Here is a 12400-nt window from a genome sequence, read left to right as displayed (position 1 = left end):
TGAGTCGGCGTGGGTGGATGCCAAGGCGTTAGAGGTGCTCTTGGTTTCCGCGGCAAAGTTCAGTGTTTTTTACTGCCCAGCATTGTTCGTTCGGTGGCTGAGATGCGACCGACGGCTGAGGAAGACGTTTCGGGAGAGCGTACGCATTTATCTACGGACCTACGGCGTCTACATCGCTGCAAGGTATTGGTTCAAGAAGTCCAAGCCCGGTTGCATCATCCTTTCGAATGACCACGTCGGTACCTACTGTGCCCTCAACAAAGCGGCGCAAGACGAGGGTGTGCCGACGGTCTACATCCAACACGCGTGTGTCGCAGATCATTTCCCCGCGTTGAAATTCGACTACGCCTTCCTGGATGGTCGGGATGCGTTTGACAAATACGGACCGTCAACAAAAACGAAAGTTTTTCTGACGGGAATCGCAAAGTATGACCATACCTTTCGTGCAAAAGACTTGACGCGTCCAAAAGACGGCGAGCAACAGTCGTCCATCGGCATCTGCTTCAATCTGTTGGATGATTTTGAGTACACTCGAACGGTTCTGTCGCAGTTGCGAAGCGACTTCGTTTCACGGGAGATTTTGGTGAGGTTGCACCCTGCGACACCTCCGGCAATCTTCGATGCGGTTCGGCGGCTGTGTGAAGACATGAACCTGTGCATGTCCGAAGCAGCAGTCGAGGATTCGTTCGCCTTTCTGGAGCGTGTAGGGATTCTGGTGTGTGGCGCCTCCTCCATCGCATTGGAGGCAGCACTGATGGGAGTGCCGAGTGTTGTGTATTTCTCGTCGGAGACCGAAGACGTCTACGGCTTCGTGAAGCATGGATTGTCTCGGCATGCTCGCAGTCTCGAGCGGATCGCAGCAGAAATCGTCGACTTGGACCGTCAGCCACGATCAGTTTTGGCAGAGAAGGCCGAATATTTTTGTGCCGGTTGCAGTCGACCGGACCGCCCTCCGTCGGCCGCCCTCGCAGCGGATTTGATTTCTCGAATTTGCGATTCGGAAGAACCACTCGGTTGGGAAAGAACGGACGACGGTCATTACGAGTGGAATGCCGGAAACCGAAATAGGTGAGTGGATGTTGAGATCGATCTACCGAAAGTTGCTTGCAGTGCGCAGCCGGTTCATGCGGGAGTGGAGATCGCGCAGGACCATGCGGTGTGTTGCTTCCTGCAAGTCTCGGCCCAACGTCAATGCCAAATGCAGCTTTACAAGGACAACTCACCTGGGGCACAACACCAACTTCAACGGAGTGCAGATCGTGGGTGGCGGTAAGGTTGTCATCGGAGACAATTTCCACAGCGGCACCGAAGTGAGAATGATCACGCAGAATCATCGCTACGACGACGGGGATTCGATTCCCTACGATTCGAAGGAATACCTGCTCCTTGATATTCATATTGGAGACAACGTCTGGATCGGTGATCGAGTGATCCTGTTGGGCGGAATCACCATCGGCGAAGGTTCAATCATTCAGGCTGGAAGCGTTGTCGTGAGCGATATTCCCAGATGCTCGATTGCCGGTGGGCACCCTGCGAAGGTATTTAAGATGCGGGATGTCGATCACTATGAGAAACTGAAATCCGCCGGCAAGTTTGCGTAGGATCCTGATTAACAATGTCAGTCGTTTGCGCACGTCTAATTCGAAACGCAGGCCAACGCACTCGCGCCGTGTCGACGGTGACTCTCGCACCAAGGGTGTGAGATGACTTGCCAGTGCGCGATGACGTTTCGTTACCGCGAATGTCCCGAAGATGAACCGAATCCTCCTCTTATCGAATACGTTTTATCCCGACCCGACGGTCGCGGCGATTCGAGTCACCGAATGGGCGAAGCACCTTCGAGATGAAGGTGAGCAAGTGACGGTTATTTGCAGGCAATATCTTACGCAACACCAGTTGGATTCGGCGGAAGACCTTGAAGACGTGAACATCATACGTCTCGGCGCACCGCGGGCCGCAACGAACGCGGATCGCAATGCTTCGGTATCATCTTCGAGATCCGCCTCGCAAAAGGTCAACCGAGCTGCTCGGGAGATTGCCACTGCATTGATGAACGGAATTTCTGTTCCGGACGTGGCGATTTGGAGGCAGCGTCGTTTATTGACGAAGGCACTCTCCGTTGCTGAGTCGGTCTCTCCTGATATTCTCCTGGTTTCTAGCCCTCCCCATTCGATTCATTGGCTAGGGGGCCGAATCGCCGGCGCAATGAAAGTGCCTTGGGTTGCGGACTTCAGGGATCCCTTCACGATCGACAAGCGTTTCAGTTCGTCAAAATCCAACTTTGCCAAGCGTTGCCTGACCAACCGATTCGAGAATTCTGTTTATGAACGAGCGTCGCTCGTCACGCATGCCATTCCGATTCACTTTCGATGGGCAAGACGAAATCGAAGCGAGTGGGCTCATAAGATGAGGCTCATGACCAACGGTGTTCCCGATGAGATGGCAGAAATCATTCATGCAACGGGTCAAACTCCGTTGATCGAACAGCCCCACATTCAGATTTTTTCATCGTCGACGATCGAGCCTGAAACACTCATCAATCTCGCCAAGGCCTTCGGCGAAACGTTTCCAGACAAGCGTCTGAGCGTGCGGTTTTGTGGCAACGTTCCGTCGAGCATACCGGGCGATACCGACAAACTGAAGTTTCGATTCCTGGGCAGGATTTCGCATCAGGAAGCAGTTGCGGAAACGATCGCTGCGGACGTGTTGTTCAGTCACCTTCCAGATCGCCACGCTGCCGGGATGGGGCTGAGTTCGAAGCTATTTGAATACTTGGCGTCAGCTCGTCCGGTGATTCACGTCAACCCGACGCGGTCGGATAGGCTGTTTTTAAAACGGTGGCCGCACGCATCCGTGCTCGACAGCCCATCCGTTTCCGAATTAAAACGCGCGTTGTGTGAAGCGATGTACGCTTCACGGTCATTTCTCCAGGATGAATCGTCAAGATTTATCTCCGTTTACCAACGCAAATCGCAGTGTCGGCAGCTCCACGCCTGGATGAAGGGCTTGATCCGCAAATCCGATGGTGCTCTTGAGCCGAAACGTTGAGCAGAACTGCCCCAATTGACGCGTCGAAACCGACCGCGTCTGAACGAAAAGTGCACACATGATCTTTTTTCTTATCGTTGCCAACGCGATGGTTGCAGTGTCGGTCGTTTTTCTTGTCGCGAGAGACAATCGGACAGGTAGCGTTCCGTTATTTTGCTGTCGAAACCTTTTTCTTCTCGGATTTCTTTATTTTCAAAACTTCGGTCTAAACATCTGGCTTCTCAATCGACGCGGTTTTTCGCTTTGGGCGTATAAGATCAGTGACCCCGGATCGATGACTTCATTGAAGTATATTGGTTTGGAAATCCTTTGCTTAGTTTTCTTGTTTGCTTCATACCGGTTTTTCAGCCCGAGGTTTAGGGAAACCGAAATCATCGAGCCTCAAGAGATTGGAACGCATACGCTTTTTTGGCATTCGGTCGGTCTTTCGTTGGCCGCGACGATTGTTTGGGGGCTGGGCTTCATTGCGATGCCGGACCTCATGCTCTATGCGTCTTCCGGAATTGGGGCGACCGCGACTGGAATGGCGGGTTACGCTTGGTTTCGAGACCGGCAAAACGTATTCTTGATGTGGGTTTTCCTCGCTGTTTTGGCAGCAAGCTGCGTCCCGCACTTAACCGAATACGGACGTCGGGGGCTGCTCTCGCTTGCATTGATCGTTGCCTGGGTTGGGCATTTGCAGTTTATGGCAAACGTGAATCTGCCGAAGCTCGCGATGACAGTCGTACTGCTGACCAGCCCCATGATTATTCTGCTTGCCGCATTCTCGGAGGCACGTGTCCGCCACCCCAGGACCGTTTCACAGTCGATCGAATACATGATGGAGGCGGATATAGGTCATGGCCTTCAACGACTGGCGAATTTTCAAGGGTCGGCGACGATTTCCCTGTGGTGCATGGAGAACTACCCGAAGCGTTTCGCCTATCGCCACCTTTATTCCGCTCGCGCTACCGTGCACTATTTCGTTCCACGGGCGTATTGGCGCGACAAGCCGGAAGGATTGGGGATTCAGATTCCTGGACAGGCCCGGCTTCGAAACGTCGGGGGACTCAATGTCGGGGCCGGTTTGATCGGTCATGCGATGTGCGAAGGCGGTGCGTATGCATTGGTCATCTATGCGATTTTGATCGGCTATGGACTGAAGTGGATGGACGGCTATATCGACTCCAGACGCCATTTGATTTATACACTGCCCATGCTATCCGGGCTCGGCCAGCTGTTTGCGATCCCACGTGGCGAAGTCAATTTCTTCATCGACACGATGGTCATTGGGATTGTTTGCTCAATCGTGTGCATGAAGATCATGCACCGTTTGGTGCCGATCAGTTCCAAGCCGGTTGCTTATGGGAACCCGTCTGATCCATCAACCTATTGACCAAGATGACCTCCGCTTGCAAACGATTTAGGGCGGTTGAACATACAGCCGGTGGATTTCAACAACGATGAAACTGATGCTACTGTGGGCAAGGCTGCCGAGCTATTTGGCGGGATTCTGCCGGGCAATGGAGGCAATGTACGGTCATGAAGTGATCGTTGCCGGCATCGGAAATGACAACTTGGGCGAAGGGGAGTCGCCCGTTAGCGACAGGCTCTTCGAAGGGATTCGAAGACTCGAAATGACCGAGCAAACTGCAAACGATGCGGAAGCCGTTGCAGAATTGGTGGCAAGAGTTTCTCCCGACGTGCTGATGATCAGCGGGTGGCAGTACAAGGGGTACGCGAAGCTCTATTCGAACCGTGATCTCGGTGATCTCCCAATCGTTCTTTGTGCGGACAACACATTCCGCGGGACATGGAAACAGTTCGTAGGCAAATTTGCCTTGCGGTCGTTCTTTTCTCGATCGGCAAGAGTTTGGGTGCCGGGAAAGGCGGGGCGTGAGTTGATGGGGTACTGGAACGTACCCGAGTCGAAGGTACTCGTCGGGCTTTACAATGTCGATTCGGAACGGATCCACCAATTTGAAGCCGGGGCGCACGAGAAGTGTGATCCGCCGTCGTTCTTGTTCGCAGGCCAGCTGATCCAACGCAAGGGATTCGACTTGCTTTGTGAGGCTTACTCGCGATACCGCCGGCAGGTCGACTCCCCGTGGGCGCTGACCGTATGTGGGCGCGGGCCGCTCGATCACCTTTGCCAAGCCGATGGAATCGACTTCAAAGGTTTTGTGGACGGCTCAGAGTTGCCCGCATACTTCTATCGGTCAGATGTATTCGTTCTCCCCAGCGTTTATGACGCATGGGGCGTGGTACTCGCAGAAGCGGCGTGTTGCGGAATGCCATTGATCGGGACAACGACATGTGGTGCGACCGCTGATTTGATCGTCGATCACGACAATGGTCTGGCGATTGAGCCGGGGAGTTCCGACGCGATTCTCGAAGCGATGTTGTGGTTTCACGAGACCGGCGTGGTTCGGCGGAAAGAAATGGGGAAACGGTCTCAAGAGCTTTGCGATCCGCATACGGCGGCATTCGTCGCCCATAGGATGGACGAAGAATTGAGATTGCTGATCCCAGCCCAGTAGCATGTGCGGCTAAAGGAATTCGATTGTCTTCAATACACCTTTTGATCGATGCGACCAACCTGAGTGGCGGCGGCGGCGGAACGCTGCTGCGAACGCTGATCGATGCACTTCCGGAAAATGAGACGCGAGTGATTGCATCGAGCAATACCCGTTCATCCTTGGCCGTTACAAAATCTGAGCGAACCAACGTTGTTTTCAATGCTCCATGTCATCCGTTCTCGGGCAGCCGACGGCGGTCACTCGTTGAAAACGTGCAACGGTTCCGACCCGAGCGATTGCTCTGTTTTGGGAATATTCCGCCGACTTGCGAGCTGGCCGGAGTGGAGGTCGCGACGTACTTTCAGAACGCTCATTTGCTCGCGAGTCTGGACAATCGCGTCCGGTACAATTTGAAAGACCGTTTTCGCTTTGCCGTGCTGCGGCAAGGATTGAAACGAAATGCGAAACATACCGATGCTTGGATCACGCAGACTCCGACGATCAGCCGAACGCTGGAACGAGAGGTGCAGAGCGATGCGGATCGCATGGAGTGCTTTCCCTTTTTCGATGTGCGCGGGATAGAGACCGCAATTCGCAAGGCTGAAACAGGTTTCCGCGAGCCTAGGTCCTTCGTTTACATTAGTGATGGGCGTCCGCACAAGAACCACGCCCGGCTTTTCGAAGCGTGGCGACGTGTTCAGCAAACGGAAAATGATGCAAGCCTTTACGTGACGATCTCCCGCAGCGACAGGGTTTCGTCGAACGAGGTGCCTTCCAATGTTCACTTCCTTGGTCCCGTAGCGTGGGCAGAAGGGCTCGCGTTGGCCACGAGGTGTGAGTACGTGATCTTCCCATCCCTCTTGGAAACGATCGGTCTCGGAATCGTCGAAGGCGTTTCGGCGGGTTGTAAAGCGATCGTCCCCCAGGACGCGTGCTTCGCCGATGTCGTTCAAGCATCGCGGACGTTTGACGCGATGTCGGTTGAGTCCATTGCAAGCTCGATCCGAGAGGCAATTCGCGGGTCCGAGCTGTCCAACGAATCGGACGGTCGACGGCAAGCGATTCGACCTCATCCATTACCCCCTAGCAAAATTGTGCTGCCGAATCGGCTCGATCCGTTTGTCGAATGGTTGATGCGGTGACAGGCGTTTAAAAGAAGCATTCATGAGACAAATTCTGCAAAACCTTGGCAGCGGTGAAACGCTGCTCGCCGAAGTCCCTTGCCCGCGGCGGGCCGAGGGGGGCGTATTGATACAGAGTGTACGTTCACTCGTGTCGCTCGGCACCGAGAAGATGCTCGTTGATTTTGGAAAGGGGAGCTATCTTGCGAAGGCTCGATCGCAGCCGGACAAGGTCAAGCAGGTCCTTCAAAAGATCAAGACCGATGGTCTTTTGACGACGGTCGATGCCGTTCGGGCAAAGCTTGATACACCGATTCCATTGGGCTACTGCAATGTCGGAGTTGTCGCGGAAACTTCGCGTCAATCGCGTTTTGCCATTGGGGACAGAGTGATCAGCAATGGACCGCACGCTGAAATGGTCAGCGTGCCCGAGAATTTGGTCGCAAAGATTCCGTCTGGTGTTTCCGATGAGGCTGCCGCGTTTACAGTGGTTTCTGCGATCGGATTGCAGGGCATCCGATTATTGCAGCCGACGCTTGGTGAGCGAATTGTCGTCAGTGGACTTGGTCTGATCGGACTGCTGGCCGTGCAAATGCTCCGCGCTCACGGTTGCGAGGTATTGGGAATCGACTTTGACGACGACAAACTAAAACTTGCCGAATCATTCGGCGCGATGACGGTCAATCTCGCTGCCGATCAGGATCCTGTCCTCGCTGCGGAGCACTGGACCGGCGGGCAGGGCGTTGATGGAGTGCTGGTCACGGCATCGACGAAGAGTGACGAGCTGATCCATCAAGCCGCAACGATGTGTCGAAAACGCGGCAGAATTGTGCTGGTTGGTGTTGTCGGACTGAACCTCCGACGTGCCGATTTCTATGAGAAAGAGCTTTCGTTTCAGGTGTCGTGTTCTTATGGTCCGGGACGCTACGATGCGAACTACGAACAACGCGGGTTGGACTATCCGATCGGCTTTGTGCGTTGGACGGAGCAACGGAATTTCGAAGCGGTCCTGCAATTGCTCGATGGTGGAAAGATCGAGACTGAATCCTTGACGACCCATCGCTTCGTTTTTGACGATGCATTAAGAGGCTATGAAGCGATTCACGAAAAGGGCGCGATGGGCATTCTGCTCGAATACGAGCAAGAGAATCGACCGGAACGACACTCGCGATTATTGTGGGTCGGCAACCAAAGCAAAGAGTTGCCTGGATCCAAAACGGATGATCCGTCGGTGGCGTTCATCGGTGCCGGCGGATTCACCACGCGAATGCTTCTGCCACTGTTGCCGAAGCAGAACGTGGTCCGTCATTCGATCACCAGCGGGACTGGAGTCTCGGCGTCTCACGCGGCGAAAAAATTCGGATTCTCTCGGTGCGGAACCGACACGCGTGCGGTGCTTGAGGATGAGACGGTCGACGCCGTGTTTATCACAACACCGCACAGCACGCACGCGTCGTTTGTCGTCCAGGCTTTGACGCATGGGAAGCACGTCTTCGTCGAAAAACCTCTCGCGATGAATCGAGAGGATCTCAATCAGGTGAGTGACTGCTTGAACGAGAATCCGTCACAGCGTTTGATGGTCGGGTTCAATCGTCGGTTCTCCCCGCACACCGTGGCGTTAAAGAATTGGCTGCGATCGACGAGTTCATCCAAAGCCCTGGTTCTGACCATCAATGCGGGGAAAATTCCCGCGGACCACTGGACGCAAGATTTGGAGGTAGGTGGCGGGCGAATCATCGGTGAAGCATGTCACTTTATCGATCTCGCGCGATTCATCGCCGACAGTCCGGTCGAGAGCGTGGTCGCGACCGCGATGCGAGGCGGCGACGGGATTCTCGGTGATTGCGCCGCGATTCAGTTGACCTTCCAGGACGGATCGATCGCCACCATTCACTATCTGGCCAACGGACATAAAGCGTTTGCCAAAGAGCGGATTGAAGTGTTCGCCGGCGGCAAAGTATTCGTGGTCGACAACTTCCGACGATCCTACGTGGTCGGCGACAAAAAATCACTCAAGACACGCGGCCAGGACAAGGGGCACGCCGGTGAAGTCGAAGCGTTCCTACAGCTGGCTTGTCGTGAAGGCCGTTGGCCGATCCCGACGGAAGAATTGATCGAGGTTAGTCTAGCGACGATCGACGCTGACGAGCAAATTCGCACACAGATGTCCGCCTTCTCTTAGCCTTCTCGGTCCGCAAATCTCACCAGTCAACTCCAGCCTTTCTCGCTGTATCGTTGTCCGATCAGCGACGGGCGCCGAACCACGCTGGGCTGTTGGAACGACTCGCCGCCATCTAATTGACGGTCGTTATTCATTCGCCATGAAAATTGGAATAATTTTCCCGATATCCAAGGGGATCCTATTCGAATCTGCGTGTTCAGGTGTTTGGATGCTTGCGAGTGTTCTTGGCATGGACAATCATGTAGGATCCCCCGTCGATGCGAGATTGACCGCTCAGTGATCACCATTTTCTATCTAACGCTCTTTGCTTTGTGAAAATCGTATTCTTCTCGCATTACTTTACGCCGGAAGGGAATGCACCGGCGTCTCGAACGGCAGATCATTGTTCACGGTGGCTGCGCGAGCCAAATGTTGACCAAGTCACGGTGATTACCTGCGCGCCGAACGTGCCGGACGGAAAGGTGTACAGCGGGTACAAAAACCGCTTGTGGCCGCAGCGGGAGACGATCGATGGTGTGGAGGTCGTCCGCGTTTGGACCTTGATTCAGAATAGTCCCGGGCGAATCGGGCTGATCCTCAACTATCTCAGCTATCTGGTTTCTGCACTGGTGGCGTTTGTGTTCTTCGTACGACGTCCGCATGTGATCGTCGCGACCACGCCCCAATTTTTTTGTGGAGTCACCGGGGTTCTGGCCAGCTGGTTGAAATGGTGTCCGCTGGTGTTGGAAGTCCGCGACATCTGGCCGGAGTCGATTGTGACCGTCGGTGCGATTCGCCGCGGTGTGATCATTCGAGCACTCGAGTGGATGGAACGTTGGATGTACCGCAGTGCCGACCACATCGTCACCGTCGGTCCGGGATACCGTGACAACATCCTTTCCAAGGTTGACGTGGCGAATCGAATCTCGATGGTGACCAACGGGGTGGATCCGAAACAATTCCAGCCTGAAACCGATTGTGCTTCGTTCTCCAAACGATTTGAGTTGGACGGCAAATTCGTTTGTTCCTATGTCGGGACCGTCGGCATGGCGCATGGCTTGGACGTGATCGTCAATGCGGCACAGCGTTTCGAAGCGGTCGGCCGAGAAGACGTCGTGTTTCTGGTTGTCGGTGGCGGAGCCAAGTTGGAGGAAATGCGGCGCACGGTTGCGGAGTTGGGGCTCGGCGATCTGATTCGATTGACCGGCCGTCTGGACAAATCGGAGATTCCCCAGGTCCTCTCGGCCTCGGATGCCTGCTTGGTGCACCTCAGCAAGGTGGACCTGTTCGAGCACGTCATCCCGTCAAAAATCTTTGAAACCATGGCGATGGAGCGGCCGATCATCATGGGCGTTCGCGGGCGTGCCCTGGACATCGTGCTCGCGGCCGAGAGCGGCGTTGCGATGGAGCCGGAAAACGACGCCCAGCTGTTTGAAATTCTGGATTGGATGATCGGCGCCCCAGGTGCCGTCCGGGAGCTGGGGCGAAACGGGCGCAGGTTCGTGATCGAACACTTTAACCGAGACCAGCTTGCGCGGGACATGTTGTCGATCATCCGGCGGACATCCCAAGGTGACGTGTTTTGTCTAGAGGATCGAGACTGGGGGGAAAGGTCGGGCGACGGATCAGATGATTCGAAACTGACCCCTGTCGCGTCCTCCGGCGGCACGCGTCGCTGATCTGCAAGACATTCCATGGCACCGCGCCGCCTGTCTCGTCTGGTCGCACTGCTTCGCTACCATCGACCACGTCAATTCGCCTGGCGGCTGTACCGGACCGTGCAGCGTCATCTTCGCCGGCGTTTGCCCGAGCGGTTGGTCTTTCAAGCCGGGCAAAGCCAGGCTCGCTGGAAGCCGGGCGCCCGGTCCGCGTTCCAGCGAATCGCCGCACGCAGATTACTGCTTTGGCCCGAGCGCAACGCCCAAGCAGCCGACATCGTCGCCGGGCAGTTTCGATTCCTCCATCAAACGCGCGATCTGCGAATCGAAACCGCGGGCGATGAACCCGAAATGGACTGGAATCCCGCCGCGCCACGGTTGTGGCGTTTTCATCTTCAGTGCCAGGAATACCTGACCGACCTGGCCGACCAGCAGGGCGCGGATGCCGCTTATAACATTGTCCGCTCGTGGCTGGGGCAGCCGCGTCATCAGGGACCGACGCGAGACCCCGATGCGTGGCACCCGTTTTGCATTTCAAGACGTCTGCCCGTCTGGCTTTCCCTCGCCGCTGCCCACGAACCACCCGCCGCAATCGCGGGACAATTCTGGCGCAGCGTCGCCGACCAAGTCCTCTGGCTGCGGCGCAACTGCGAATGGGATCTCGGCGGAAACCATTTACTGGAAAACCTGACCGCACTCTCCCTCGCAGAATCGTATCTGGACCTTGGGGCCGCAGCCGGTGGGACATCGGTTCAGCCCAGACTGCTTGCCGAGCTGGACGAACAAATCTTGCCGTCGGGCGAGCACTACGAGCGGGCGCCGACTTATCACGCGTTGATGATGGTTAGTGTCTTGCAATGCGCCGAAGCGGCCCGATTTGCCCAGTCGAGCGTGTTGGATCCGCTCAGGATCGTGATCAGCCAGATGTTTCAGTTTGCTCAGTGGATTCGTCAACCCGACGGTCACTTTCCCTTGCTGGCCGACTCGGCGCGCGGCGAAACACCGGATTTGGACAAGCTCTTCGAGTGGGCGGAGGCATTCTGGGATCCCGACGCGCGAGGCAATCCGACGGCCGACTATTGGGCAACGCAAACCGACCGCGGCGACCGTCTGTTGTTTGACGTCGGCCCGCTCGGATGTGATCACCTGCCGGCCCACGCACACGCCGACCTGCTTCAGATCACCGCCACACTCGGTGGCCGAGACGCGATCGTCGACACCGGGAATTTTGACTATGAACCCGGTCAGCTGCGTCAGCGTTGCCGCCGGACGTCGGCCCACAACGTGTTGCAACTCGGATCGCGAGAACAATGCGACATCTGGTCCAGTTTTCGCATGGGCCGCCGGGGAAAGGTGATCTGGCAGCACCGTGGTACGACGGATGGGTATTCGTGGTGCGCTGCCGCGCATGACGGTTTTGGTTGTCCGGTAGGCCGGATCGTCGTCTGGAGCGGATCCGCCTGGACCGTGCTTGATTGGTTCGATGGCGATCCTGGACCGGTCGATGCGGCCTCTCGCTTGCACTGGCATCCGGACTGGCGACTGGCGCCCGGTCCCGGTCGATCCATCGTCACCGCGTTTCACCCCGACGCACCAGAGTTGATCTACACGGTGAAGCGTCTCGGTGAATCCGCGAACCTTTCCATTGAAGTCAGCCTATACTGTCCCGACTTTGGCCAGCAGATTGCCAATCAGGTCATCGTGAATGTCCAACGTTGCGGTTCGAATGATTCGGCCGGCTGGCTCGGTTTTCATCTTTCACTGCCAGCCGAACCGACATCTCCGGTCCCGCGTGTCCACTTGGATGGCGGATGCTTGAACGTGTCGCTACCCGATGGCGGCGCGATTTCGCTTTCGGCCGAAGGCGGGCATCAGGTGGGATAGGCTTCCAGCCTGTCATCGCACGCTCGCTTC

Annotated in this window: 9 protein-coding genes; all 9 read left to right on the top strand. The window is 55.9% G+C overall.

Translation table 11 applies throughout. The features are described from left to right. Positions 1–82: 82 nt before the first annotated feature. The 9 genes from Enr13x_RS19330 (at position 83) to Enr13x_RS19290 (ending at position 12370) form a co-directional block, all read left to right on the top strand. Complete coding sequence (locus tag Enr13x_RS19330; protein WP_145388584.1) at positions 83–1072, top strand: hypothetical protein; 990 nt, start codon at positions 83–85, stop codon at positions 1070–1072. Further along, positions 1050–1601, top strand: coding sequence for an acyltransferase (locus tag Enr13x_RS19325; protein WP_197455193.1), 552 nt, complete (start codon positions 1050–1052; stop codon positions 1599–1601). The genes Enr13x_RS19330 and Enr13x_RS19325 overlap by 23 nt, the downstream gene beginning before the upstream one ends. Positions 1602–1752: 151 nt before the next feature. Next, positions 1753–3048: a glycosyltransferase gene (locus Enr13x_RS19320; RefSeq protein WP_145388583.1), complete on the top strand. Its 1296-nt coding sequence runs from the start codon at positions 1753–1755 to the stop codon at positions 3046–3048. Between the two features lie 58 nt (positions 3049–3106). Next, entirely contained in the window at positions 3107–4423 is a 1317-nt protein-coding gene (locus Enr13x_RS19315; protein ID WP_145388582.1) for a hypothetical protein, read from the top strand. Between the two features lie 67 nt (positions 4424–4490). Next, positions 4491–5567, top strand: coding sequence for a glycosyltransferase family 4 protein (locus tag Enr13x_RS19310; protein ID WP_145388581.1), 1077 nt, complete (start codon positions 4491–4493; stop codon positions 5565–5567). Positions 5568–5590: 23 nt separating this feature from the next. Continuing rightward, positions 5591–6688: a glycosyltransferase gene (locus tag Enr13x_RS19305; RefSeq protein ID WP_145388580.1), complete on the top strand. Its 1098-nt coding sequence runs from the start codon at positions 5591–5593 to the stop codon at positions 6686–6688. Between the two features lie 22 nt (positions 6689–6710). Further along, positions 6711–8849, top strand: coding sequence for a bi-domain-containing oxidoreductase (locus tag Enr13x_RS19300; RefSeq protein WP_145388579.1), 2139 nt, complete (start codon positions 6711–6713; stop codon positions 8847–8849). A 311-nt stretch (positions 8850–9160) separates the two neighbouring features. Further along, entirely contained in the window at positions 9161–10507 is a 1347-nt protein-coding gene (locus Enr13x_RS19295) for a glycosyltransferase family 4 protein (protein WP_145388578.1), read from the top strand. 15 nt (positions 10508–10522) lie between these two features. Then, the gene (locus Enr13x_RS19290; RefSeq protein ID WP_145388577.1) at positions 10523–12370 is read left to right on the top strand and encodes a heparinase II/III family protein; all 1848 of its coding nucleotides are present in this window, start codon (positions 10523–10525) and stop codon (positions 12368–12370) included. Positions 12371–12400: the final 30 nt, after the last annotated feature.

It is taken from the genome of Stieleria neptunia, assembly GCF_007754155.1.
GTDB classification, from domain to species: Bacteria; Planctomycetota; Planctomycetia; order Pirellulales; family Pirellulaceae; genus Stieleria; species Stieleria neptunia.
This window is presented reverse-complemented; position numbering and strand designations above follow the sequence as displayed.